The sequence below is a fragment of the Paenibacillus sp. BR1-192 genome (assembly GCF_029542445.1).
Taxonomy (GTDB): Bacteria; Bacillota; Bacilli; order Paenibacillales; family Paenibacillaceae; genus Paenibacillus_AQ; species Paenibacillus_AQ lautus_A.
The window spans coordinates 6,147,829-6,172,500 of the sequence record NZ_CP120718.1; the positions used below are offsets into that span (position 1 = coordinate 6,147,829).

Genomic DNA, 24,672 nt, shown 5'->3' on the forward strand with positions numbered 1-24,672 from the left:
CCGTTCAGCGGGCTGTTTGCATTTAAGACTCCGCCGGAATCGCCGCGTTCTTCTGCTCCCGGATCTGTTCGGCTATCAGCTTCCACTGCTCTCTGGAGGCTCGGATCATGGCAGCATCCATGATCTTCTCGTCCTGGACCACTCTGGAGAACCACTGAACCGCCTCCTGGAACTGTCCCAGCCGGCGATGAATCTCTCCGATCAGGTACAGCAGACGGGCATCATTGGCCCCTACCCCTTCCAGCTCAAACACCCGGATATAAGATTCCAGGCTGTAGCTCAAAAACCGCTTCTCTTGATCCTCGTTGCCCTGATACCGGTACAGCCAAGCGATATGGTGCAGCAGGCTGGCCACGATGCGATCCCGCTCCCCGATCACCTGGGCGCAGAGGAGAGCCAGCTTGTACGACTCCAGAGCATCCTCCAGGTCGCGCGGACCGCCCATATCCCTCTTCTCCCAGCGGCATCCGACCTGTTCATAGAAGAGCGTCTTCTGCCGTTCATTCAATTTCAGGGTCGAGTTTTCCGTCGAAGCAAAACCGCATTCGGGGCAAATCCGCACCACGTAAAAATCGGGGTTCTCCGATTTGTAGTAAGCGCAGAAATCCGTATCCGTACGGTATGCCTTCTTAAAGCTCGGTCTCACCCTGGACGTTAAGTATTCATGCTCACAGTGCGCACAAACCACCTTGATGGAATACAAGGGTTCCAATTTCACGCCATTCGCCATCCCTTCATTCGCGTCTAATTCCTGTCCGTTTCTAGATCTAAGGCACTACGGAGTATTCACGAAATGGTGGGCGGGACCCGAAAGACGCTGCAGCACAAAATCACGTAAATCATCCTCCACGCCGATTTCGATTAAGGCTCCGGCCATGCAGCCAAGCCATTCTTCGGCATGACGGTCGGTAATCGGGAATTTCATGTGCCTGGCCCGCATCATCGGATGTCCGAACGCTTCCGAGAACAAGGCCGGCCCTCCGAAAAACTGGCTCAAAAACATATATTGCTTCTCCATCACCGGCATGATATCTTCCGGAAACAATGGCGAAAGCAGCTCATTTTGCTGCACTCTCGGATAAAAAGCTTCGACGAGCGATCGTACACCCTCGGCACCCCCGAGGTTATCATAGATGCTTAAGTTCGGATTCATATCCGCTAATTCTCCCATCTGTTTATGATTCGCTTTCGATTGGATGTACCTGTCCATTATAGCAAAAAACAACAAAAAAAGGCGCTAAGCGATGGTTAGCACCTTTTAGAACTTATTAATAACTGCGCCAGTCCTCTTCACTCTGGACGAGAGAAGCACGTATAACATAAACGAAGGCGCATACCAGGATACCTGCGACTATGCTCATGATCATCACTCCATCCAATGTGCTTTGATGGTTTTTATTATAGCACAATATCCCCGAAAATAAAGCACAAATGTAACCGCTTTCTCATGTTTTTTATACTGTTTGTCCTATATGCTGCATAGATTTTAAATATCGGACCATATTCTATCATTCACAACGATGCCAGGGGGCGTATTCCTTATATGACCATGAAAAAAATGGGCTGGCTCATGCTCGTATCGGCTCTGATCAGCGTAATTGTCCTGATGGCTTTGTTTCCCGAAGCGGCGCTCCAATCCGCACTCCGCGGCCTGGCGATATGGTGGGACGTGCTGTTTCCATCCCTGTTCCCGTTCTTTGTCATTTCAGAGGTGCTGCTGGGGTTTGGCGTGGTGCATCTGATCGGCACGCTCCTGGACCCCATGATGCGACCGTTGTTCCGAATTCCGGGCGCAGGGGGATTCGTGGCCGCGATGGGATATGTTTCAGGTTACCCCGTCGGTGCCAAATTAACCGCCAAATTGTGGGAGCAAAAAATGGTAAATCGGGAGGAAGGTGAACGGCTTGTTGCCTTTACCACCTCCTCGGATCCCATATTTCTGATCGGAGCGGTATCCATCGGCTTCTTTCACGATCCCAAAATAGGTCTCATACTGGCCCTGGCCCACTATGGCGGAGGGTTCCTGGTAGGACTGTTAATGAGATTTCATGGCAAGCGCGAGTCCAATACATTAACCGATTCGCTCCTCCTGTCCCAAACGAAGACAAGCCGGCTCAAGTCCGCCTTTCAGGCCATGCATGCTGCGCGGGAGCAGGACGGCCGTGATCTCGGCACGCTGCTAAGACAAGCGATTCAATCATCGCTTCAGCTGATTATCGTTGTCGGCGGTCTTGTGGTTTTCTTCTCCGTGTTTCTTGAACTCTGGACCCGGGCCGGCGTCATGCCCGCGCTAACGGAGGTCATCAGCTTGCTGTTATCCCTCGTTGGCATGCCCGAATCCTTATCCACTGCCATCGTGGGGGGACTGTTTGAAGTGACGCTGGGCGCACGCTATGCCGGGGAAGCGGGTGCCGCTATTCCTCTGCCATACAAAGCGGCCGCGGCTGCCTTTATCTTGTCTTGGGGCGGCCTGTCCGTTCATGCCCAGATCATCAGCATCCTGAACTCTACCAACCTTAGGTATTTTCCGTTTGTCGTAGCCAGGCTGATCCACGGCATTATTGCGGCCACCGCCGTGTTGCTGTTGTGGAGAAGCGTCATGGGGTCTTCGATACCGACGCTGGCGGTGCCGTCTGTTTCGGATTCCGCCCTAAACGGGTATACCCATATTATGGCGGCTTTCTGCATCCTGCTCGGTTTCCTGATTGCAGTTGCGTTGTTTATTCAGATCCTTCGAGGACTGCAGCAGAAATTCCGCTAATTCCCAAGGTGAACATTGTGTTCTTCTCCAAGATTGATTATCATCTTTATATAACCTTACAAAGGAGCTTATCAACTTGAGATATTATGTTCTGGACCGCGGTGACCCATTGTCTGTCGAGCTGACCCAGCAGTTTCACAAGCTGGCGGAACAGCGGGGGTTTGTGCTGGATGCAGAATCTCCGGAGATTGTGGTCTCGATCGGTGGAGACGGTACGATGCTGCACGCCTTCCATACGTTTATAGACCGTATTCCCGACCTCGCCTTCGTCGGCGTCCATACGGGCCACTTGGGATTCTATGCTGACTGGAAGGCGGATGAACTGACGGAGCTAATTGATCATATGAGCGGAGAAGGCGAACACGGCAACGTGAAGCCGCGCCTCGTCAAGTATCCCCTGGTTCAACTGGAAATCCATAAGAAATCAGGAACGTCCTCTTACATTGCCTTAAACGAATTTACGCTCAAAGGCGTTGACGGTACCGTTGTCGCGCAGATTGACATCAACGACGTGACCTTTGAGATGTTCAGGGGAGACGGCATTTGCGTATCCACGCCGTCCGGCAGCACGGCGTATAACAAGAGTGTCGGCGGGGCGATGGTTCATCCCTCGATCGATGCCCTTCAGATTGCGGAAATCGCCTCGATTAACAACCGGATTTTCCGTACGCTGGGCTCGCCGCTGCTTCTGCCCAAGCATCATCATTGTGATATATTCTCGCGAAAAGAACAGCGTTTGCTGCTTACCATCGATCACGTTAATATCTCGATTGACGACCTCGTATCCGTGCGCTGTCAGGTGGCGGAGCAGCAGGTCAGTTTCGCACGTTATCGGCCGTTTCCGTTCTGGAACCGCGTCCGCGATGCATTCCTTGGTTAATATGAAGAGGACCTCTTTCTTACGTTTACCAGGAGGGCCAACGCTTCACGAAGTCTTTCCTTACCAATATCCGAAAAAAAGAACGGTCTACCTGCCAAAATACAGGTGACCGTTCTTTGTTTATTGCGGCTGCTCTGAGGGCACATGAGGCTCCTTGGAAGGCTTTGCATCCTTCTCCTTAGGGGCCTTGGCTTCGCGCGGCTCGCGTCTTGAATCCTTGCCTTCGCGCCGCTCGCGCTGGTCCTTGTGCTCCTTGCCCGGTTTTGAACCCTCTTGGGCTTCCTTGCTTCCCTGTGCTTCCCCCTCAGCCCGGTTATCCTTAGGGGATGTTTCTCGAACCTCTACAGGCTCTTTCGTATTGGAGGCATGCTCTTTCGTTTCCTTCTGCTCCTTCGTTTTCTGAAGCACAAAGTGAGCACAGCCAAAATTGCAATATTCGTTAATGTAATCGGACATGCTGGAAAAGGTTGAATCCTTGGCAGCCTTGGGATGATTGTCCCGATAGAAGCCTTTAAGCCGAAGCTGATTGTAACCCCAGTCTCCCACGATGTAATCATAGCGGTCCAGCACCTCGCTGTACCGCTCCCGGAAAGCTTCCAGATTCCAGCCGTTTCGATGGTCCTTTAACACTTCATAGCTTTTGTTTCCGATAACGATCATTGAAAGCTTCCCCTGCCTTTCCAATAGGTTAAGACTGCACCGTCTCTTCCTTGTTGCGTTCCGCAGACTTCACTTGCTCGTGTGCATGATAGGAGCTGCGCACAAGAGGACCGGACTCCACGTGGCTGAATCCGCGCTTCATTCCTTCTTCCTTCAAGATCGCAAACTCTTCCGGCGTGTAGTATTTTTCAACATTCAGATGTTTCGGCGAAGGCTGCAGGTATTGGCCGATCGTCATGATGTCGCATCCCACCGAACGCAAGTCGTCCATCGCCTCCAGAATTTCATGCCATTGCTCCCCGACGCCCAGCATGATGCTGGATTTGGTCGGAATGTCAGGCTGCATCGCCTTGGCATTCTTCAGCAGCTGCAATGAGCGGGAATACTTGGCTTTGGCACGTACGCGATCGGACATACGCTCCACCGTCTCAATGTTGTGGTTCAGAATATCCGGCTTTACGTCCATCACGATTTTCAGCGATTCTTCGTCTCCCATGAAATCCGGGATCAGCACTTCCACCGAGCACAGCGGCAGGCGTCGGCGAATGGCTTTGACGGTTTCAGCGAATATGTAGGCACCGCCATCCTTCAGATCATCCCTTGCCACGCTTGTTACCACGCAGTGGCGCAGGTTCATTTGCTCGGCCGCCTCCGCTACCCGTTCCGGTTCCTGCAGGTCCAGCTCCGTTGGAAGCCCCGTATTCACTGCGCAGAATCGGCAAGCGCGGGTACAAATGTCACCCAGAATCATGAAGGTTGCCGTACGGTTAGCCCAGCATTCGTAAATATTTGGACAGCGAGCCTCTTCACACACCGTATGAAGTGTTTTGGATCGCATCATGCTTTTGATTTCTTTATAATTATCGCCAGTAGTCAGCTTGATTCGAATCCAGTCAGGTTTTGGCTGTTTGGTTTTAGACAAAGAAAAAACCTTCTTTCGAATGTAATGATGTAACTCAAGACATACCCCATCGTTTGCTGTCCCATATTATATCATGAAAACCATCATATTACTTGTTTCGCATCGATATGAGATTAATCTAGTTGCGGCATGGATAAAAATCCTTGTTTCGATTCACCCTACAGGTAGGCATGACTGTCCGTCCTTAATTACGACTATCGAAAAAGGGAGGAGAAGGACAATATGAGGATTTTACAACCATTGCGCGCAAAGGGCATCATGTATCGGTCCACGGCTGCAGTCATGGCTGCTTTGATGGCTGCCTGCTGCATGTGCGGGCCTGCGTCCGCATCCGCCTCCATGGCGGTCAGCGCGGCTGACGATTCGGCTAAAGCAACGGATGCTGCAGCGAATTTTGCGGACCGGAAATCTTTATACGATCAGGTTTCCACGGTTACCCAAATTCCTTGGCACCGCCTAGCGGCCATTGACCAGTATGAACGAACGCTGACCCGGGTTCATCCCAAGGATCGAAAGCATCCGGACCGCACCCTAGGTATCTTTATCCCTTCCACCCGATGGGCTGGCCCGTTGAATCCCAATCAGGAAGATGTGAATCCCACGTCGATCAGCGTGTTCTCCGGGATCGGGCTCGATGGGGACGGGGATGGCAAGGCAGACCCTAATAATGATATCGACTTGCTCTACACCGTTGCGACAAGACTTTCCCCTTATGGGCATGCCGCTGATGATTTCAGCATCGGCCTATGGTCATACTACCAGAACACGCGGGCCGTACAGCGCATCATGCAGTATGCCAAACTGTACGAGACCTTCGGGAAGCTGGACCTGTTCGACCATGCGTTTCCCCTTCCCGTCAAAAGCAACTATTCCTACCGAAGCACCTTTGGGATGGGACGCAACTGGGGAGGCAAAAGGGTTCACGAAGGAACGGATTTGTTTGCTTCATACGGAGTCCCCGTTCGAAGCACCTGTTACGGCGTCGTCGAAATTAAAGGCTGGAATAAATACGGCGGCTGGCGCATCGGCATCCGGGATTTGAACAATCATTACCATTATTACGCCCATCTGCAGGGGTTTGATAAAGGGATTTCGCTCGGGGATGTCGTTACGCCGGGTCAAACCCTCGGCTGGGTCGGCAGTTCCGGCTACGGCAAGCCGGGAACCCAGGGCAAATTCCCGCCGCACCTGCATTACGGCATCTACCGGGACACCGGATTGACCGAATGGGCTTTCGATCCTTACCCGCTGCTGAAGCACTGGGAACTGGAAGAAAAACGCTCGAAGAAAAAAACGCGCTCCTGAATTCAAACCAGGGGCGCGTTTTTCCTTTAAGGGCATACCCTCATGTCACATAGACGGCCAATCCATCCTGCACGTACACAATACGGTTTGAGAATGAGCGAATGAGCGTTTTACTCGCCTGTTCCGCTTCCCTCCGTATGCCCTGATATGTCGGCGCCGCCCGGCGTAGGCACAAGAGGCGTCGTCGATCCCTGGGCAGGAGGGTCCGGCGTCGTTGAAGGCGGAATCTCCTGCTGCCCGTCATGGGTGTTCTCGTCCGTTACCGGTGGCGGTATCGCGATGCTCGGTGCGCTTGCCTTATTCTCGCCGACCGCCTTTCCTTGGCCGTCGTAATAATACATCGGCACATCGCCTACCACGAGCAGATACGAGATCGGAATATCGGTTTCCACGATTTGCGGCTCCATGTCAAAAGGAACGACTACCGCTACCTCCGTCACGATGTGGACGAACACCTCCACCAGGATCATATTGATGCCGGCCCCCTGCTGCCTCGTATCCAGCTGAACCTTTACCGCTCCTTGGGGTTCGATCTTTAAAGGTATTTGCGGACCGAATGAAGCGATGATCGGGCTTTTTAACACCTGTCCCAGCGGAATCTGCTCTTTGCGCTTATGGATTTCGTCCAGCGTGCTCTGCACGACCTGCGTCGTATGGGACGTGATTTTTAAATGCTCGGCATAATTCAGCATGAATCCGGTCACTTTGCCCGAGCTGTCCGTTTTCCAGTTGACCAGATTATCAAAATCCTTGCCCTGCGTCACCTGGGAGGTGATCGCGTTATTGATGGCTTCGGTAGCGATCTGCTTAACCCGGATTTGGGCTAAATGCATGATCGGCGGCCGCAGATTCTGCTCGATATACATAAAAAACTCAACGATCCCAAACACAAGGAGCAGAGCGCCGATCAGCCACCATTTTTTTGTGCTTCGCCGTTTGGCAGCCTGATGACGCCCCCGGCTCTGCGGTACGGGCCGAAAGCCTCTGCGCGGTGGTTTGTAAGCTCTCCTTGGTTTAGGCCACGACAGCGACGGAAAGGCCAAACGCCTGCTTCCCCATCTCTTTCGTCTCATGCTTGGTCCCCCCTATTTACGCCCCGAGGAGCATGTTCACCATGGCAAGCTCTCCTGTATAGAAGGTATGCGGACAAACGGCAAAAAAAGAAGAGCAAGGATGGCTTATCCTCACTCTTCTTCCTTAGCGTCCTTTGGATCGTCTTCTTGATCTTCCACGTAGTATTTCAGCATCGACAGTTTGTTCTCCCAGAAGCGGTCGAAATAAGACAGCCAATCCTTCAATTCCTTAAGCGGCTCTGCTTGCAGGCGATAGCGGGTCTCGCGTCCCACCTTGCGGTCCTGCACCAGACCGGCTTCCTCCAAAATACGGAGATGCTTGGACACGGCGGTTCGCGTCATGGAGAAATGTCCCGTAATTTCCTTAACCGGCATTTCCTTATCGCTTAACAAGCCGAGCAGCTTACGGCGAGTCGGATCTGCGATGGCTTGGTAGACATCATGCTTCGGAGCGGCCTGCGACATCGGTTACGCCTCGACGTATCCCGCAAGCTTCTGGACAATGCCAGCCCAGCCGTTGTCCATGCGGCCTCGAACGATGTCATGCGCTTCCCCGAACTCGGTTACTTGATCCGCTGTCCATCCGCCGTGGATGAGCGTGAATTCCGTATGGTCTCCCTGCTCCACCAGTTCGAACGTAACGCTCCAATCCTTGCCCCAGTTAAAAGACAACCGGTTAGGTTCATCAATAAGCGTCACCTTGCATGGTGAGTTTCCGAAGGGGCCGGCATTCAATTGAAACTCGAACCCTTCCACCGGTTCAAAATTATTAGGCATAAACCACGCCGAAATCCCTTCAGCTGTGGCTACGGCTTTCCACACCTTCTCGATGGGCGCTTTCAGCACAAGAGTATGACGAATATCCGGCAGCTTGCCGTTTGTTGCGTTGTCCATATCAGTTTCATCCCTCGCTTAAACTTGAAATTATGAAACCATTTGGTTTCCCTTCATGCATTATAGGACACCAAATGGTTTTACGTCAAACCCCAATATTCACCTGTTCGTCATCACCCTTAGGTCAATCAGCCGACTAATCGGCTCAAAACAGAGACCTTGCCGGCACACCGCACTTAACTCTACCTCACGTTAGGGTTGATCCGGGTAAGTCTTTTTCAGGAACGCGATCGATTCGCGAATCAGCTGCTTCAGCACCTCAACTTCAATGTCCGCCACTTTATTAATGTACACGCAGCCTTTCCCTGCCGTATGCTTGCCGAAATTCGTCAGCAGCTCCTCCCGCTGATCATCGCCTGGCGCAAAATACAGGCTGATCTTCGCTTTTCGCGGCGAGAATCCTACAAACGGCGCATCTCCCTCATGGCCGGAAGCGTAACGGTAATGGTAGGAGCCGAAACCAATGATGCTGGGTCCCCACATTTTGGCCGAATACCCGCTCGTTTCTTCAAAAATCTCCAGCAAACGATAGGCATCCTCCCGTTTTTTCGGCGAATCCACTTGCTCGATAAACTCCACCACGCTGTGATCCGTTTCTTTTGTTTTTTGCTCGTACACGGGTTTAACTCCTTTCGAACACGCCTGTTATTATGACCATCCCAGTCAAGAATAAAAAAGGCCGGTTATGATCAGCAATGTTATCTAATCATTCCCCGCCTAATTGGGCCAATTCTGTCTTTATAGATCAGCATACTCCCTCTGCCTTAAAGCCTCGTACATCAATACGGAAGCGGCCATAGCCGCATTCAGCGATTCGGCACGCCCCGGCATGGGGATACGGATGGCATCGTCCACGAGTGCCGCGACCTCAGGCGAGACGCCGCGTCCTTCGCTGCCGATGACGATCCAGCTTGTCCCTTTGAAGTCGTACTCGAAGCATGAGCGCTGTCCTTCCAGCATGGTGGTCACCAATCTGGCTCCCCGTTCCCTGGCTTCCGGCAGGATGCTCAGCAGATCACCCTCCAGCACCGGCAGATGGAACAGGGATCCCATGGTAGAGCGAAGTGTCTTAGGATTGTACAAATCCGCACAGCCTCGCCCCAGGACCACGCCGGCAGCCCCTACGGCATCGGCGCTTCGTATGATGGTTCCCACATTGCCCGGATCCTGGAGACCGTCGAGAACAACGACCAAACCGTTCTCGCGCAGGATCAGGTCCTGCCATTGCCGCGCTTCCTTGCGAATGACGGCAAACACCTGCTGCGGCGACGGCGTATCGCTGACCTTCGATATGACGGCATGGGATACGCCGATCCATTCGGCACCTTGTCCTGTATCCGTAATATGACGAAGCTCTTGGGGGATGCCCTTATCCACGTCATAAGCCACGCACTCGATGTCCGCGCCGGATGACAGGGCTTCCTGTACGAGATGGATGCCTTCCACCACATACTTGTTCTGCTTGTCCCGGTGTTTTTTCTCCTGCAGCTGTGCCCAGCCCTTCACTCTGGCGTTCTGCGGCGATAATATCTCCATTGTTAATCCATCCGTTCTTTTACATATATACTCATCAGAGCCCGGGTTCGGCCCGGTATCCGAAGCTGACGGCTTTATTTGGGATAAGCTAGCTCCAGCTTCGTTAAGTCATTCTTATGTCCGACGATGACTAGCACATCGCCTTCCTCAATCCGGTCATCCGGACTCGGCGAAATGTTCATGTCCGCATCGCTTCGAATCGCCATGACATTGCACCCGAATCGTGCGCGAATATCCAGCTCTCTCAGATTGTGGCCAATCAGCTCGCCAGTAGCCAGCATCTCCATAATGCTGTAGTCGTCCGACAAATCGATATAGTCCAGAATATTCGGCGAGACCAGATGGTGGGCAACCCGAAGCCCCATGTCCCGCTCTGGGAAAATCACCTTGTCCGCGCCGATTTTGTTAAGCACTTTTCCGTGCAGCTCATTCTTCGCTTTTACGATAATAGCCGGTACGCCAAGATCCTTCAGAATCAGCGTCGTCAAAATGCTGGATTGAATATCCTCCCCGATAGCCACGACAACCACATCGAAATTCCGAATGCCGAGCGCCCGGAGCGCCTCTTCATCGGTCGAATCCGCCGAAACGGCATGCGTGACCATGCTGGCAGTTTCCTGAATACGCTGTTCGCTCGCATCAACGGCTAATACGTCAAATCCCATGCTGCTCAATTCCTTGGCAACGCTTGTGCCAAAACGCCCCATACCGATTACTGCGTACTGCTTCTTAGCCATTTATATACCCCCCACGAGCCTAGGTCGATCCTTAATCATCAATGATAACAGTATATCATACTGTCCAGAATACTTGAATGTAACTCCCCTGGAACGGGCACATTACACAATGACCCTTATATAACAAGGAGGAACATTTCGATGTCCATATTGTTAGATCTAAGGCAAGCCGTCATTCATAAAGTCCACAATCAGGACGAAGAAGAGCTGCGCTCCATGATCGAGGGTTCCGTTGACGGGCCTGAAGCCGCCCTGCCGGGACTCGGCGTGATGTTTGAAATGATGTGGAAAGACATGGATGCTGCCCAGCAAAATACCCTTGTCTCTTCCCTTCACGACCATTTGAAAACCGTTACGCCTGGCAATCTTCAGGGATAATCCCGCGCTCAACAAAAAGAACAATCCCCTCAGCCTTCAAGCTGAGGGGATTGTTCTTTATACTGCATATTTATGCCATCGCTTACGGAGCGGTCTCAAGAAACTTGGCGGTTGGGTTCTTGTCTATGGCGGTTCTCATTGCATACTCATTTTCGAAGAGAACGACATAATTATCCTTCTTGTCTTTCACCAGGGTCGAGTTAATCCGGAACTTGGACGGATCAATGTTGTCGTCCACGAGCCAGCGGGCGAACTGATACGGCATCCGTTGCAGCTGGACATCGACGCCGTACTCCCCCTTCATCCGATACTCGAACACTTCGAACTGGAGCTGGCCGACCACCCCGAGAATGGTCTCGTCGAAGCTAACGGTGCGGAATACCTGAATGGTCCCCTCTTCCGTCAATTGGTCAATCCCCTTCTGATATTGCTTATGCTTCAGCGCATTCTTCACGGTTACTTTGGCAAAGATCTCCGGGGAAAACGTCGGAAGCTCGTCGAATACAACCTCGCGTCCTTGGCTGAGGGAATCCCCGATCCGGAAAATCCCCGGGTCAAACAGACCGATAATATCGCCAGGGTATGCCTCCTGCACAATATCTCGATCCTGCGCCAAAAATTGCTGCGGCTGCGCCAGCTTGATTTCCTTGCCTACCCGCACATGCTTCACGCTCATACCGCGTTCGAACTTGCCCGATACGATTCGAAGGAAAGCGATGCGGTCCCGGTGAGCCGGATTCATGTTGGCTTGGATCTTAAATACGTAACCGGAGAATTTCTCATCGGTCGGTTCCACCACGCCTTCCGTGCTGCGGCGCGGCTCCGGCTTCGGCGCAAGCTGGAGGAAGTTTTCAAGAAAGGTCTGGACGCCGAAATTGTTGATCGCACTGCCGAAAAATACAGGCGTTAACTGCCCCTGCATCACTTTCTCCAGATCAAACGGGTCGCCGGCAACATCCAGCAGCTCCAGATCCTGACATAACTGGTCATGCAGATAATCGCCAGCCATTTCGCGGATGAGCGGATCTTCATACCCTTCGACCTTCTGCACTTTAATCGTGGAATGGTCGTCCCCTTGGAACAATTCCACCTGATTCTTCACCCGGTCGTACACGCCGCACAGGTCGCGGCCGGAACCGATCGGCCAATTCATCGGTACGGAGCGGATGCCCAGCACCTGCTCAAGCTCTTCCATCAGGTCAAACGGACTGCGTCCTTCGCGGTCGAGTTTGTTGATGAAGGTGAAGATCGGAATGCCCCGCTTCGCGCAGACCTGAAACAGCTTGATGGTCTGGGCCTCGACCCCTTTGGCTACGTCAATCAACATGACGGCGCTGTCGGCAGCCGTCAACGTACGATAGGTATCCTCACTGAAGTCTTGGTGACCCGGCGTATCCAATATATTAATCCGATGCCCTAAATAATCAAATTGCATCACGGACGACGTGACGGAGATTCCCCGCTGCTTCTCGATCTCCATCCAGTCACTCGTTGCATGCTTGCTCGCTTTACGAGCTTTAACCGATCCGGCCAGACGAATGGCGCCCCCGAACAAGAGCAGCTTCTCGGTCAGCGTCGTCTTACCGGCGTCAGGGTGGGAAATAATCGCGAACGTGCGACGCTTATCCACTTCCTGCTGCAGTTCATCTATTAGCTTTGCCATTTCACTTATCCCTTCGTAACTAAAGTCATGTATATCATTGTACCACAATTCATACGCAAATCATCCCCATGCGCCGTGCGCATGAGGATGATTTTTATCGCATAAATTTTAGCTAATCTTCTATTTTTTCAACCACACGACGTTATCCTCAAGCTGACCGTTAACCGGCCACCAGTGGAAGCCGTCTTCCTTCAACAGCTCATCCGCTTTGTCAGGTCCCCAGGAGCCGGCAGGATACGATTCCAGCTCGCCCTGGTTCTCTCTCCAAGCGCTAGCGATGCGATCCACGAAGGACCAAGCGGAAGCCACTTCGTCCCAACGCGTAAAGTAGGTGGAATCCCCGCGGGCGGCATCATGCAGCAGACGCTCATACGCTTCAGGAGAGTTAATGCCCACGATGCAGCTTTGGCAGAAGTCCATCGCAACCGGAGCGATCTCGGACTCGGAGCCCGGCTTCTTCGCGTTGATCTTTACGTAGATGCCTTCCATCGGGTTGACCCGGATAACGAGCAGGTTAGGCTCCAGGGAATGCTTCTGGCCCAAGTATACGTTGGTTGGCATCCGTTTGAACTCTACGACCACCTCGGTCGTCTTAACCGGAAGGCGTTTGCCCGTGCGGATATAGAACGGTACGCCCGCCCAGCGGAAATTATCCACGAAGACTCTGGCCGCAAAATAGGTTTCCGTATTGGATTCCGGATTTACCTTGTCCTCTTCACGGTAAGCCGGCAGATCTTTGCCGCCTGCGGAACCGCTCGTATACTGACCGCGAACCACGTTGTTCTTGACTTCTTCGTTTGAGGCATATGGACGCAGGGAGCGAAGCACCTTCACCTTCTCGTCGCGAATATCTTCTGCGAGCAGACGGCTAGGCGGCTCCATGGCAATCATGGTCAGCAGCTGCAGCATATGGTTTTGACCCATATCCCTGAGTGCGCCCGCATGGTCGTAATAACCCCCGCGCTCCTCGACGCCAACCGTTTCACCAAGCGTAATTTGGATGTTGGCAATATGCTTGTTGTTCCACAGCGGCTCGAAGAAAGCATTCGCAAAACGGATAACCTCGATGTTCTGCACCATTTCCTTCCCGAGGTAATGGTCGATCCGATAGATCTCCTCTTCCTTGAACACTTTACGGATCTCTTCGTTCAGCTTGGCAGCGGACTCCAGATCGTAGCCGAACGGCTTCTCGATCACAAGACGGTTCCAGCCCTCTCCGTCAAGCATGCCGCCCTTCATCAGGTTGAACGATACGCTGCCGAACAATTCCGGTGCAAGCGCAAGATAGAACAAGCGGTTGCCCGGTATATTAAATTTCGTTTCCAATTGCTCCGTTTGTTCGCGGAGCTCACGGAAACCGTCAATATTGTTGATATCTAAAGATTTATATTCAAAATGCTGTGCAAATGCATTCCATTCACTATCCTGTTCCGAACTATACCGGCAGAATTCCTGAATCGAACGATACACGTCCTCCCGAAACTCCTCTTGGGTGCGCGGACGCCGCGCCACGCCGATTACAGCAAAATCCTCATCCAGTTTTCCTTCACGATAAAGACTGTAGATCGCCGGAAACAACTTACGTCTTGCCAAATCACCAGTCGCTCCAAAGATGAAAAATACAGCTCCCGGTGTCTTCATTGTATCTAGATTTTGATTTTCAGCCATGGCTCCTCATTCTTTCTATGAATTATAGTGTATTTTTATGCATCGGCACTTAACTCGATGTGATGACATTTTAGCATATTCATTTCAAGTATGCTATCTCATTCCGTATTTTTTCATCGGAGTTTCAGATATTATTTTCAATATTCTATTGTAATGACGGGAAATCCGATCGTTATTCTACTGCTTTTCTTCACCGAATCTTCATGCACCGCGATCTGCATATGAATCGGCGTGTCGCCGCTCTTCACAAAAGTCCCCAGCGAAGGCGCCTGATAAGATCGGCTGATCGTTGTAACATCCGCATAATCCTCAACGGAACGAAGCGGAAGCTTTCGGGCTACGGCCTCTTCTACTTGAGCCATCGTTCCATCCACGCTGCCTGACTTCGTTGCATATCCTTGAATGGACGCATTCCACGTATTCGGTATGCCTGCTTGCTCCATTCGTTCTTGAACATGCTGCTGAAGGCTCATCATTTCCCGGGCCTGGGCTGCCGCCTCTCCGACAAGCATGACTCTGACATAACTATGGCCTTGCTTCGTGAGGGCCCAATCCAAATGCACGGAGACGCCCGATCGATCGCCTTCCGCTTGGAAAACGTCATTTCCTTGAAGCTCGTTCGAGGTACTGCCGGAAAGCCCTATTGCCCGAGCCAATTCTTCGGCTGCTGTCTTAGCTTGATCCTTAGAAATCGAATTTATCATTTCGCCTTGAATTTTTACCGTGAGGAGCGCGGAAGGGTCCATATGTTCCTGTCCAAGGGCTGCAAGAAGCTCCAAATTGCTTTCGGCTGTAGTCCCTGCTCCTGATGCTCCATTCGCCGTTCCCTTCCAAACTGACGCCTCTGCCGTTTGCGGAACCGATTCCTCCCCATTGCGTTCCGTTGTTCCCGCAAAACCCGCCATCATCCCTGCTGCCCCGCACAGCAACAACATCATCACAATCAGCTGTAAACGCATCTTACGCATCGTCAGCCAAGCCTCCTCGTACGAATCTATCAATCTAGTAAAAGGATGGCCGGCTCACTGCAGATTTATACCTCGCCATATAAAATGATCCTGCTATTACCGTTTTAATAATCTCCCTTCCCCTTACCTAAATAAAAAAAGCCTCCCGATTGGGGAGTCTTTAAGCCTGCCTATCATTGTTTACATGGATATGTTGATACCCGAACGCATCGCATCACGGATCTGTTTAGAACCGCGCTCGGCATCTCAAAACTGTTTATTTCACGTTCATAAACATAAAAAAAGAGCCGGCACTCCTTACTCAGCCAGCCCATTTTTATAAGCGTAGATGGCAGCTTGGGTCCGATCCTCTACCCCCAGCTTGCCCAAAATATTAGTCACGTGAAACTTCACGGTTTTGATGCCTATAATCAAATCATCGGCAATGTCCTGATTGGATTTGCCCTGTGCCAGCAATCGCAGCACTTCCATCTCCCGGTCCGTCAGGTCATTATGCGCGGGTGCTTCATTTTGCGGATGGCGGAAACGATTCATCATCTTCGAAGCGACCTGGGACTCCAGAACCGACTGGCCCCGTGCGGCCGCACGTATAGCATCGGCGACCTCGGAAGCCCGGGAGGTCTTCAGCAGATAACTGAACGCGCCTGCTTCAATGACCGGATACATCTTCTCATCGTCCAGATAGCTGGTCAGTACGATCACCTTAAGATTCGGAAATTGCTTCATCAGCTCCCGCGTGGTCTCAATGCCGTCCATCCCATCCATGACCAGATCCATCAGCACCACGTCAGGATGATATTCCTGCGCCAGACGTATGCCTTCCTCGCCGCTGCCCGCTTCGCCTACCACCTCAATGCCGTCTTCTGTGCCAAGCACGGCAGCCAAGCCGATCCGCACCATCTCATGATCATCCACCAGCAGTACCTTAATCGGTGCTTCCATCTCCATCCCCCCGTTTGCGTTCTTCGTTTATGAGCGGCACGATAATCTCAATCCGCGTCCCTTTACCCGGGGCCGTGATGAATTGTAACGAGCCGCCGATTTCCGTCACCCGTTCCTGCATGGTCGAAAGACCGTAGGAAGTCTGTTTCTTGTCGTCCAGTTCGAACCCGACCCCGTCATCTCGCAGCATTACCCGAACGGTGTTTTGCCTGCGATGAATCCGGATGTCCATTTTTTCCGCCTTCGAGTGCCGAAGCGTATTCGACATGGCCTCCTGAATAATGCGGAACAGATGATTTTCAATCCCTTTAAGCAAATGTATGTCATCGTCCATCTCAAACGTAATTTCCATAGGCACTTTGATCCGCAATTCCGTGATCAAATCCCGCAGCCCCTGTTCCAGTGCTTTTCCTTCGAGATATACCGGCCGCAGATGAAGGAGTAGCGCCCTCATCTCGGACTGTGCCACAGCCGACATTTCCTCAATCAGAGCCACCTGGCGCTGCGCTTTGTCAAAATCCTTATCCAGCGTCCTGCCCACAGCTGTTGCCGTCATCGAGATGGCAAACAGCTGCTGAGAAACCGCATCATGGAGCTCGCGCGCCAGACGCTGTCTCTCTTCCACGATCGCCGTAACCCTGGCCTGCTCGGCTAGCTGGGCATTGTTCGTGGATAACCGCTGCAGGGAAGATACCTGATCCTCCCAGCGCTTGCTGATCTTCACCAGCTGTTCTCCAAGCCGGCCCACTTCGTCTTCGCCGATGTCCGGCATGACGTCAGTCAGACTCCCTTTTTCCCAGTTCACGAGTGTTTCCCTAACGAGATCGACCCGCCGTTTTACCCGGTATCCCTGGAAGAAGCCATAAATCGCTCCCAGCCCGATCGGCAGCAATACCAGGGTTATGCCTGCCTCGATCCGGTTCTTCCACGTCTCAAACGGTTGAAGATAACCATATGTATATAATAAATAAAGGACAACGAGCATGACAACCAATCCCAGAAGGGTCCCCTCACGCATACTTCGGGTAATGATATTTGCTTTCTTTTCCGTTTCCACGGGGCAACCCTCCTGAATGGTTTACACAAAACAATACGTTTATTATGTCATTCTTATATTCAAATCTCCGCCTAAATAAGAAACGATAAATTTCACTTTATATTCGCTGGTGTCATAATTGGGCGATTGATATTTCACTCGGTTCAATATGCCGGTTTCCTTCCGGTCGTCCATATGAATCGATCCAAACAAGATGAATGCTTCGATCTCCACCCCGTAATAGTCCGGGATCATCAGATCGATATCACCGAGCATTCCGTGGAACATGAGCACCGTTTGGCGTTCTTCGGGAAGCGCCAGGGACAGATCCACATCCGCTTCCCCGAGCACATGCCACACGCTCAAGCTGCGCATCACCCAGGGTGCACGGTCCCAGTCAAAGTTGGACATAAAATTCTGCTTCTGAATATATCTGGTCGTGGTATGGGCCCGTTTGGACTTGCCGTAGAAAATCCCCAGCGATATCAAACTGACGCCAATAATCAACATAAGATGCTCGAGCAGCAGCAGCACGGCTCCGACGCCGAGCAGAATGTACCCCTTCTTCACATGGCCTTGCCTGATCTGAAGGACGCCCGCGAAGATGAGCAACAGGGCGACAATGGTGAAGAAACCAAACCATCGGCCGAAAAGCATAATAAAACCCAAGCTGATTAAACCTACTGCTATCCAGCGGTTTCTGTCCATGTCGCACCTCCTTGATGACCAAGATATAAGCTCGGAAAAGCCATATCAGTGAGATGCTCCCCACTGTATGGCTTTGCCTGTACTATACGACAATCTCATTCGTATAGCATATCATATGAACACGGTATTCGAATACGCTTTGTTCTTATTTTGCTGACTTGCTAAGGAATTACTCGGATTTCGAGGATTTCCCCATTTTGTTTTTCAACGCTTGCAGCTGCTCATCCACCTTCAGTTGCTTCTCAGCATCCACTGGGCTTGTGTATGCTGCGTTGTTAGGGCGGTATGGTGCGCGAAGCACATCAGCTTCTGCTTCCATTTGCATGATTTTTTCTTCCATGCGGTGGAAGCCCATCGAAGCACTGCCGCTTTCAATGGTATGCAGGCTGCTCACTTGAGACATTTGCTTCTTCGCTTTCGCCATTTGAGCGCGAGCTACAAGCTCATTGCGCTTGTTGCGCATTTTGTAGAACTCGTCTTTCATTTCATGCAGCTGAGCAACAAGCTCTTTCGCTTGAGCCTCGGATTGCAGGTGCAGTTCCACGTACTCGGTTTCTTTTTGATCGAAATAGATTTTTTCTTCAAGCAGCTTGCGAGCCACTTCTTCTTGACCGTTTTTCAGAGCCAATTCCGCTTGAGCTTCACGTTGTGCCGCCATCTTCACAGCCTCATCGACGCGTTGCTTCATGCGACGCTCATTTGCCATTTGCTTCGCAACCGTTACCTCTGCTTCATGAATTTCTGCCTCCATGTCGCGCAGGTACTGGTTCAGCATTACGATCGGATCCTCCACTTTATCCAGCAGCTCGTTCACCGATGCTTTCGTCATATCCTTAATTCTTTTAAATACTCCCATGTTATTTATCTCCCTTCTCATAGTTCGAAAGTTTTTTCTTCAATTCTTCGATTTCTTTTTGCATGGCTTTTCTTTCAATATCCTTCATCATCGCATCCAGATCGGAATCGGTGGACGCGTTCGTTCTTGTGCCGTTGGGACGGTCATATTTGGGACCAAAGCTTCCATGCTCATTAGGGTTAGGATAGCCTTGATGACGTCCATAAGCATCATTGTAGCTGTTGTAGCCTGGCCCCGGGCCCGGATGGTCGTTGTAACGGTATCCGCCGCCATGTCTTCCTTGAGGTCCGTACGGATCGTGATAATACGGCTCTTTAGGAACGACGAGGGTTGCAATCAGATAGATCAACAGCGTTGTACCGCCTGTGAAAAAGATACTGACTACAAATATGATTCTAAGTAGGGTAGATTCGACTCCGAAATGATCGGATATACCGCCGATCAACCCTGTGAACATCTTGTCTCGGGTGGAACGGTACAATCTTGTCATGGTTACTCCTTTCCGCTGTTATTCAGCTTTTGCTTCAAGCGGGCAAGTTCCTTTTCCAATACCGTGGAGACGGATTCTCCAGCCTGATCCATGTATTCCTGCCCCATGCGGCGTAAATCGCGAAGGCTTCTGGCTTCCAGTTCCCAGTCGCTGATACGGTCCTCGAGGCGATTGAACATCTTCGGTACATCATGCCCCCCGCCATAGGACCCCGTACGTTCATTCATTTTTTGCTGAAGACGAAGGGTTTCCACTCGGGCAACATAATACTGGCGTTTGCTGTAGACCGTCTGATATTCCATCCGCAGCTCACCGAGCTGCTCCTCGATTTCTTTCAACGACTCCAGGCTTGAGGATAACAGGCCTTGATACTGTTCAATCTTTTCCTCATAAATCAACTTCTCCTGCAATGCCAGCTTGGCAAGATGCTCTTCGCCGGCCTTCAAGGCAAGCAGTGCCTGCTCTTCGCGTTTAAATCGCATGGTTTCCGCTTGATCCACCTGCTGTTTCAGCTGTCTGGAATGTACTTGGCATTGCTGCTGCAGCTTCTCGGCCTCAGCAATATCCTGTCTGGTTGAATGTAGGAACTGGTCGATCAATCGAACCGGATCCTGGCTCTGCTCGAGCTTTTCATTCAATGTTGCTACGGTTATGTCTCTTATCCGCCGGAAAACACTCATATCGGCTTAGCCCTCCTCATCTATCATGATCTGATCTGTTGTTTATGCAGGTTATATAATGTAGTGGTTCCTTATCAATAACGGGGTCTTCCATTCTTCAATCGGGACACTCCGTAGATGATTAAGATGACACCAAGGATCGGACCGATCAGCCAAGACAGTTTACCCATCAACCAGATGATCCCGATACCGAGAATGATCCATCCCATCAAGGTATTGCCTCTTCGAATTCCGTAATATCCCAAAGCAACCATCAGTATCGGAATTAGAAGACTGAACAACCATCCAAGCAGAGGACCGAATACTCCCAGAAGAACCAAGATCCCTAAACCAATCAACAGGATACTCATTCCATTGCCTTTTGAATTCCTCATTTATACACCGCCTTTCTGTTGTTTGATCGTTGTTTCATTTGTTCAACCTTATGACTCTATTCTAGGTAATTTCGAGTTTGACTAAAACGGCCTGTGGACGGTTTTTGGACCTAGACCTAAGGCGGGGCTTCCTATAGACCTACGTCCAACCTCTGGACTGGTCTGCAGGTTTTGCGTTATATCCGAGAACGAACACCCTCCTGTTACCGTTTCACTTATTGAAGGAACGTCGATCTACAGGAGAACGATTCTCAGCAGCTGCGATTGGGAGTGGACTTATCGTGTGGATGCTTCGATGGAGAGACAACAAAAAAAGGAATGCAGACGTTGATCGTCTACATTCCTTTTGATTGATGCCGGTGAAGGGACTCGAACCCCCACGGTTTCCCTCACGATTTTGAGTCGCGCGCGTCTGCCAATTCCGCCACACCGGCTTACACAATGGCGTGCCCTAAGAGATTCGAACTCCTGACCTTTTGATTCGTAGTCAAACGCTCTATCCAGCTGAGCTAAGGGCACATATGGTTGTTATGGAGGCGCCACCCAGATTCGAACTGGGGATAAAGCTTTTGCAGAGCTGTGCCTTACCACTTGGCTATGGCGCCAGAAATAAAAATGGAGCGGACGACGGGAATCGAACCCGCGACCCTCGCCTTGGCAAGGCGATGCTCTACCGCTGAGCCACGTCCGCAAACATAAAATCAATGGCTGGGGATATAGGATTCGAACCTATGCATGACGGAGTCAAAGTCCGTTGCCTTACCGCTTGGCTAATCCCCAATATGATTTTGTAATATGGGGCGATCGAGGGGAATTGAACCCCCGAGTGCCGGAGCCACAATCCGGTGCGTTAACCACTTCGCCACGACCGCCATATTGTACTATAAATTGATTCGATTGGCAGGGGCAGCAGGAATTGAACCCACACTAACGGTTTTGGAGACCGCTGTTCTACCTTTAAACTATGCCCCTAAAAACTGGTGGAGGATGATGGATTCGAACCACCGAACTCGAAGAGAGCAGATTTACAGTCTGCCGTGTTTAGCCACTTCACTAATCCTCCAGAATGGTGCCGGCGAGAGGACTTGAACCCCCAACCTACTGATTACAAGTCAGTTGCTCTACCAATTGAGCTACACCGGCGTATAAAATTATAAAAGGTACATGGTGGCTCGGGACGGAATCGAACCGCCGACACGAGGATTTTCAGTCCTCTGCTCTACCGACTGAGCTACCGAGCCATAGAGCTCATTTCGGACTTTGACGAATCCCATATCGGATACGCATCTCATCCCAAAGTCATCTATGAAACTTGTAAAAATGGCGGAACTGACGGGATTCGAACCCGCGATCTCCTGCGTGACAGGCAGGCATGTTAGGCCTCTACACCACAGTTCCACGAGGCACTATCGCTATTGCGATATAAATTGGTTGCGGGGGCAGGATTTGAACCTACGACCTTCGGGTTATGAGCCCGACGAGCTACCGAACTGCTCCACCCCGCGTCATTAAAAGGGTTGCTGCAATGGTGAAAAATCATGGTGGAGGCTGAGGGGATCGAACCCCCGACCCTCTGCTTGTAAGGCAGATGCTCTCCCAGCTGAGCTAAGCCTCCGTAACAAAGCGACTTTTATCATAACAAAATCTGATATAAGAAGCAAGTGTTTTTTTAATAAAGTGGTGACCCGTAGGGGATTCGAACCCCTGTTACCTCCGTGAAAGGGAGGTGTCTTAACCCCTTGACCAACGGGCCTTGCTTAAAATAATAGTGGCGGAGAGAGAGGGATTCGAACCCTCGAGACGCTTTTGGCGCCTACACGATTTCCAATCGTGCTCCTTCGGCCAACTCGGACACCTCTCCATAAATGGCTCCCCGAACAGGACTCGAACCTGTGACAACTCGATTAACAGTCGAGTGCTCTACCAACTGAGCTATCAGGGAACAATATTCAATTCAAGTGATTGATCACCTGAAAACTAGATACGAAACGATATTTGCAGCACATTAGAATCCGTAGCATTCACCCGATGTGGTATCGGGGTCCCCGAAAAGTATTCGGCATCTGCTTCAAAGCTTTGCTTCACTTTTTGGGGTGTTTTTTGGATAAGCCCTCGACCGATTAGTATTGGTCAGCTCCATGCATTGCTGCACTTCCACCTCCAACCTATCTACCTCGTCGTCTTCAAGGGGTCTTACATACTGGGAAATCTCATCTTGAGGGGGGCTTCACGCTTAGATGCTTTCAGCGCTTATCCCGTCCGTACGTAGCTACCCAGCCATGCTCCTGGCGGAACAACTGGTGCACCAGCGGTACGTCCATCCCGGTCCTCTCGTACTAAGGACAGCTCCTCTCAAATTTCCTACGCCCACGACAGATAGGGACCGAACTGTCTCACGACGTTCTGAACCCAGCTCGCGTACCGCTTTAATGGGCGAACAGCCCAACCCTTGGGACCTACTTCAGCCCCAGGATGCGATGAGCCGACATCGAGGTGCCAAACCTCCCCGTCGATGTGGACTCTTGGGGGAGATAAGCCTGTTATCCCCAGGGTAGCTTTTATCCGTTGAGCGATGGCCCTTCCATGCGGTACCACCGGATCACTAAGCCCGACTTTCGTCCCTGCTCGACTTGTAGGTCTCGCAGTCAAGCTCCCTTATGCCTTTGCACTCTTCGAATGATTTCCAACCATTCTGAGGGAACCTTGGGGCGCCTCCGTTACTCTTTAGGAGGCGACCGCCCCAGTCAAACTGCCCGCCTGACACTGTCCCCGTACCGGATCACGGTACCAGGTTAGAACCTAGATACGATCAGGGTGGTATCCCAACGTCGCCTCCACACAAGCTGGCGCTCATGCTTCTAAGGCTCCCACCTATCCTGTACAGATCGTACCCAAATCCAATATCAAGCTGCAGTAAAGCTCCATGGGGTCTTTCCGTCTTGTCGCGGGTAACCTGCATCTTCACAGGTATTAAAATTTCACCGGATCTCTCGTTGAGACAGCGCCCAAGTCGTTACGCCATTCGTGCGGGTCAGAATTTACCTGACAAGGAATTTCGCTACCTTAGGACCGTTATAGTTACGGCCGCCGTTTACTGGGGCTTCGGTTCACAGCTTCGGGTTTAACCCCTAACCGCTCCCCTTAACCTTCCAGCACCGGGCAGGCGTCAGCCCGTATACTTCGCCTTACGGCTTCGCACAGACCTGTGTTTTTGCTAAACAGTCGCTTGGGCCTTTTCACTGCGGCCCCCTCGGGCTATTCACCCTACCGAGGCACCCCTTCTCCCGAAGTTACGGGGTCATTTTGCCGAGTTCCTTAACGAGAGTTCTTCCGCGCGCCTTAGAATTCTCTTCTCGCCTACCTGTGTCGGTTTGCGGTACGGGCACCTTCACCTGACTAGAGGCTTTTCTTGGCAGTGTGAGATCATGACCTTCGCTACTGTAATTTTCACTCCCCATCACAGCCCAGCCTTATCGATGTGCGGATTTGCCTACACATCAGCCTCACTGCTTGGACGGACATCCATCAGTCCGCGTCACTACCCTCCTGCGTCACCCCATCGTTCATAACGGTTTACGGTGGTACAGGAATTTCAACCTGTTGTCCTTCGATTACGCCTTTCGGCCTCACCTTAGGTCCCGACTTACCCTGAGCGGACGAGCCTTCCTCAGGAAACCTTGGGCTTTCGGCGGATCAGATTCTCACTGATCTTTTCGTTACTCATACCGGCATTCTCACTTGTATGCTGTCCAGCGCTCCTTACGGTACACCTTCAACCTACATACAACGCTCCCCTACCCCTGAATCGACTTCACTCCGCCTTCGAAGTGTGTTTATCCCCTGAGAACATTTGGTCATTCTTGATTTCATCTCAAGCCTGACAAAAATGTTTCTCTCAGTCTCACTACCTCAAAGAAGCAGTGAAGTCGATTCAAGCCATAGCTTCGGTGGTGTGTTTAGCCCCGTTACATTTTCGGCGCAGAGTCACTCGACCAGTGAGCTATTACGCACTCTTTAAATGGTGGCTGCTTCTAAGCCAACATCCTGGTTGTCTGTGCAACTCCACATCCTTTCCCACTTAACACACACTTGGGGACCTTAGCTGATGGTCTGGGCTGTTTCCCTTTTGACAATGGATCTT

The 24,672-nt window shown here is 51.5% G+C and carries 24 protein-coding genes, 16 tRNA genes and 1 rRNA gene (1 of these 41 only partly in view); 4 read left to right on the forward strand and 37 right to left on the reverse strand.

Annotation, left to right across the window (positions count from 1 at the left end; translation table 11 throughout):
- Positions 1–22: 22 nt before the first annotated feature.
- Together P0X86_RS28205 and P0X86_RS28210 are read right to left on the reverse strand one after the other, a co-directional pair.
- Positions 23–718, reverse strand: a complete 696-nt coding sequence (locus P0X86_RS28205) for a DUF2225 domain-containing protein (RefSeq protein WP_277747041.1) — start codon at positions 716–718, stop codon at positions 23–25.
- A 57-nt stretch (positions 719–775) separates the two neighbouring features.
- On the reverse strand, positions 776–1,153 hold the full coding sequence (locus P0X86_RS28210; RefSeq protein ID WP_036671870.1) for a globin domain-containing protein: 378 nt from the start codon (positions 1,151–1,153) through the stop codon (positions 776–778).
- Between the two features lie 390 nt (positions 1,154–1,543).
- On the opposite strand from P0X86_RS28210, the gene ylbJ reads away from it, so the two are divergent.
- Positions 1,544–2,761: a sporulation integral membrane protein YlbJ gene (ylbJ, locus tag P0X86_RS28215; protein ID WP_277747042.1), complete on the forward strand. Its 1,218-nt coding sequence runs from the start codon at positions 1,544–1,546 to the stop codon at positions 2,759–2,761.
- A gap of 76 nt (positions 2,762–2,837) precedes the next feature.
- The gene (locus P0X86_RS28220; RefSeq protein ID WP_009591431.1) at positions 2,838–3,641 is read left to right on the forward strand and encodes an NAD kinase; all 804 of its coding nucleotides are present in this window, start codon (positions 2,838–2,840) and stop codon (positions 3,639–3,641) included.
- A 120-nt stretch (positions 3,642–3,761) separates the two neighbouring features.
- Here P0X86_RS28220 and P0X86_RS28225 read toward each other — a convergent pair whose 3' ends face one another.
- Positions 3,762–4,301, reverse strand: coding sequence for a YutD family protein (locus P0X86_RS28225; RefSeq protein ID WP_277747043.1), 540 nt, complete (start codon positions 4,299–4,301; stop codon positions 3,762–3,764).
- Positions 4,302–4,329: 28 nt separating this feature from the next.
- Positions 4,330–5,223 carry a lipoyl synthase gene (gene lipA / locus P0X86_RS28230; protein ID WP_009591422.1) on the reverse strand — a complete coding sequence of 298 codons (894 nt, stop codon included), beginning with the start codon at positions 5,221–5,223 and terminating at the stop codon, positions 4,330–4,332.
- 222 nt (positions 5,224–5,445) lie between these two features.
- Here lipA and P0X86_RS28235 point away from each other — a divergent pair, with 222 nt between their 5' ends.
- On the forward strand, positions 5,446–6,528 hold the full coding sequence (locus P0X86_RS28235; protein WP_096776662.1) for a M23 family metallopeptidase: 1,083 nt from the start codon (positions 5,446–5,448) through the stop codon (positions 6,526–6,528).
- A gap of 110 nt (positions 6,529–6,638) precedes the next feature.
- On the opposite strand, the gene yunB is transcribed toward P0X86_RS28235, so the two are convergent.
- From yunB to P0X86_RS28265, 6 genes are all read right to left on the reverse strand, one after another.
- Entirely contained in the window at positions 6,639–7,601 is a 963-nt protein-coding gene (gene yunB / locus P0X86_RS28240; RefSeq protein ID WP_277747044.1) for a sporulation protein YunB, read from the reverse strand.
- A 111-nt stretch (positions 7,602–7,712) separates the two neighbouring features.
- Positions 7,713–8,066 (reverse strand): ArsR/SmtB family transcription factor, encoded by a 354-nt coding sequence (locus tag P0X86_RS28245; RefSeq protein ID WP_277747045.1) that lies wholly within the window; start codon positions 8,064–8,066, stop codon positions 7,713–7,715.
- A gap of 3 nt (positions 8,067–8,069) precedes the next feature.
- Positions 8,070–8,495, reverse strand: a complete 426-nt coding sequence (locus P0X86_RS28250) for an SRPBCC family protein (RefSeq protein ID WP_096776665.1) — start codon at positions 8,493–8,495, stop codon at positions 8,070–8,072.
- Between the two features lie 192 nt (positions 8,496–8,687).
- Positions 8,688–9,113 carry a DUF1801 domain-containing protein gene (locus P0X86_RS28255; RefSeq protein ID WP_096776666.1) on the reverse strand — a complete coding sequence of 142 codons (426 nt, stop codon included), beginning with the start codon at positions 9,111–9,113 and terminating at the stop codon, positions 8,688–8,690.
- Positions 9,114–9,233: 120 nt separating this feature from the next.
- A complete protein-coding gene (locus P0X86_RS28260) occupies positions 9,234–10,031 on the reverse strand; it encodes a TrmH family RNA methyltransferase (protein WP_096776667.1) in 798 nt (265 codons plus the stop codon).
- Between the two features lie 74 nt (positions 10,032–10,105).
- Positions 10,106–10,768: a potassium channel family protein gene (locus tag P0X86_RS28265; RefSeq protein WP_009591426.1), complete on the reverse strand. Its 663-nt coding sequence runs from the start codon at positions 10,766–10,768 to the stop codon at positions 10,106–10,108.
- 141 nt (positions 10,769–10,909) lie between these two features.
- On the opposite strand from P0X86_RS28265, the gene sspI reads away from it, so the two are divergent.
- Positions 10,910–11,146 carry a small acid-soluble spore protein SspI gene (gene sspI, locus P0X86_RS28270; protein WP_009591415.1) on the forward strand — a complete coding sequence of 79 codons (237 nt, stop codon included), beginning with the start codon at positions 10,910–10,912 and terminating at the stop codon, positions 11,144–11,146.
- An 82-nt stretch (positions 11,147–11,228) separates the two neighbouring features.
- Here the strand turns inward: sspI and P0X86_RS28275 are convergent, their stop codons facing one another.
- From P0X86_RS28275 to P0X86_RS28405, 27 genes are all read right to left on the reverse strand, one after another.
- Positions 11,229–12,809: a peptide chain release factor 3 gene (locus P0X86_RS28275; protein ID WP_036665046.1), complete on the reverse strand. Its 1,581-nt coding sequence runs from the start codon at positions 12,807–12,809 to the stop codon at positions 11,229–11,231.
- 120 nt (positions 12,810–12,929) lie between these two features.
- A complete protein-coding gene (gene zwf / locus P0X86_RS28280) occupies positions 12,930–14,477 on the reverse strand; it encodes a glucose-6-phosphate dehydrogenase (protein ID WP_009591421.1) in 1,548 nt (515 codons plus the stop codon).
- Between the two features lie 137 nt (positions 14,478–14,614).
- Positions 14,615–15,445, reverse strand: coding sequence for a YwmB family TATA-box binding protein (locus tag P0X86_RS28285; protein WP_277747046.1), 831 nt, complete (start codon positions 15,443–15,445; stop codon positions 14,615–14,617).
- Between the two features lie 297 nt (positions 15,446–15,742).
- Positions 15,743–16,393, reverse strand: a complete 651-nt coding sequence (locus P0X86_RS28290) for a response regulator (protein WP_036665042.1) — start codon at positions 16,391–16,393, stop codon at positions 15,743–15,745.
- Positions 16,371–17,444 (reverse strand): sensor histidine kinase, encoded by a 1,074-nt coding sequence (locus tag P0X86_RS28295; RefSeq protein ID WP_015737447.1) that lies wholly within the window; start codon positions 17,442–17,444, stop codon positions 16,371–16,373. The genes P0X86_RS28290 and P0X86_RS28295 overlap by 23 nt, the downstream gene beginning before the upstream one ends.
- Positions 17,445–17,486: 42 nt before the next feature.
- A complete protein-coding gene (liaF, locus tag P0X86_RS28300) occupies positions 17,487–18,131 on the reverse strand; it encodes a cell wall-active antibiotics response protein LiaF (RefSeq protein WP_192570579.1) in 645 nt (214 codons plus the stop codon).
- A 169-nt stretch (positions 18,132–18,300) separates the two neighbouring features.
- The gene (locus P0X86_RS28305; protein ID WP_015737448.1) at positions 18,301–18,987 is read right to left on the reverse strand and encodes a PspA/IM30 family protein; all 687 of its coding nucleotides are present in this window, start codon (positions 18,985–18,987) and stop codon (positions 18,301–18,303) included.
- Position 18,988: 1 nt separating this feature from the next.
- The gene (locus P0X86_RS28310) at positions 18,989–19,477 is read right to left on the reverse strand and encodes a PspC domain-containing protein (protein ID WP_036665039.1); all 489 of its coding nucleotides are present in this window, start codon (positions 19,475–19,477) and stop codon (positions 18,989–18,991) included.
- 2 nt (positions 19,478–19,479) lie between these two features.
- The gene (locus P0X86_RS28315) at positions 19,480–20,157 is read right to left on the reverse strand and encodes a PspA/IM30 family protein (protein ID WP_009591432.1); all 678 of its coding nucleotides are present in this window, start codon (positions 20,155–20,157) and stop codon (positions 19,480–19,482) included.
- Between the two features lie 74 nt (positions 20,158–20,231).
- The gene (locus P0X86_RS28320; RefSeq protein WP_009591410.1) at positions 20,232–20,531 is read right to left on the reverse strand and encodes a hypothetical protein; all 300 of its coding nucleotides are present in this window, start codon (positions 20,529–20,531) and stop codon (positions 20,232–20,234) included.
- 354 nt (positions 20,532–20,885) lie between these two features.
- Positions 20,886–20,965, reverse strand: a tRNA-Leu gene (locus tag P0X86_RS28325).
- Between the two features lie 8 nt (positions 20,966–20,973).
- A tRNA-Arg gene (locus P0X86_RS28330) sits at positions 20,974–21,050 on the reverse strand.
- A gap of 12 nt (positions 21,051–21,062) precedes the next feature.
- Positions 21,063–21,136 (reverse strand) — tRNA-Cys (locus tag P0X86_RS28335).
- An 11-nt stretch (positions 21,137–21,147) separates the two neighbouring features.
- Positions 21,148–21,222: transfer RNA gene (locus tag P0X86_RS28340), tRNA-Gly, on the reverse strand.
- A 14-nt stretch (positions 21,223–21,236) separates the two neighbouring features.
- Positions 21,237–21,311, reverse strand: a tRNA-Gln gene (locus P0X86_RS28345).
- Between the two features lie 16 nt (positions 21,312–21,327).
- A tRNA-His gene (locus P0X86_RS28350) sits at positions 21,328–21,403 on the reverse strand.
- Positions 21,404–21,429: 26 nt separating this feature from the next.
- Positions 21,430–21,503: transfer RNA gene (locus P0X86_RS28355), tRNA-Trp, on the reverse strand.
- A 6-nt stretch (positions 21,504–21,509) separates the two neighbouring features.
- Positions 21,510–21,594, reverse strand: a tRNA-Tyr gene (locus P0X86_RS28360).
- Between the two features lie 4 nt (positions 21,595–21,598).
- A tRNA-Thr gene (locus P0X86_RS28365) sits at positions 21,599–21,674 on the reverse strand.
- A gap of 22 nt (positions 21,675–21,696) precedes the next feature.
- Positions 21,697–21,772, reverse strand: a tRNA-Phe gene (locus tag P0X86_RS28370).
- Positions 21,773–21,852: 80 nt separating this feature from the next.
- Positions 21,853–21,929, reverse strand: a tRNA-Asp gene (locus tag P0X86_RS28375).
- Positions 21,930–21,959: 30 nt separating this feature from the next.
- Positions 21,960–22,036: transfer RNA gene (locus tag P0X86_RS28380), tRNA-Met, on the reverse strand.
- A gap of 34 nt (positions 22,037–22,070) precedes the next feature.
- Positions 22,071–22,146: transfer RNA gene (locus P0X86_RS28385), tRNA-Val, on the reverse strand.
- Positions 22,147–22,209: 63 nt separating this feature from the next.
- Positions 22,210–22,284 (reverse strand) — tRNA-Glu (locus P0X86_RS28390).
- Positions 22,285–22,300: 16 nt separating this feature from the next.
- Positions 22,301–22,392 (reverse strand) — tRNA-Ser (locus tag P0X86_RS28395).
- 5 nt (positions 22,393–22,397) lie between these two features.
- Positions 22,398–22,473 (reverse strand) — tRNA-Asn (locus tag P0X86_RS28400).
- A 158-nt stretch (positions 22,474–22,631) separates the two neighbouring features.
- Positions 22,632–24,672: ribosomal RNA gene (locus tag P0X86_RS28405) — 23S ribosomal RNA — on the reverse strand; it runs 1,007 nt beyond the window's last position.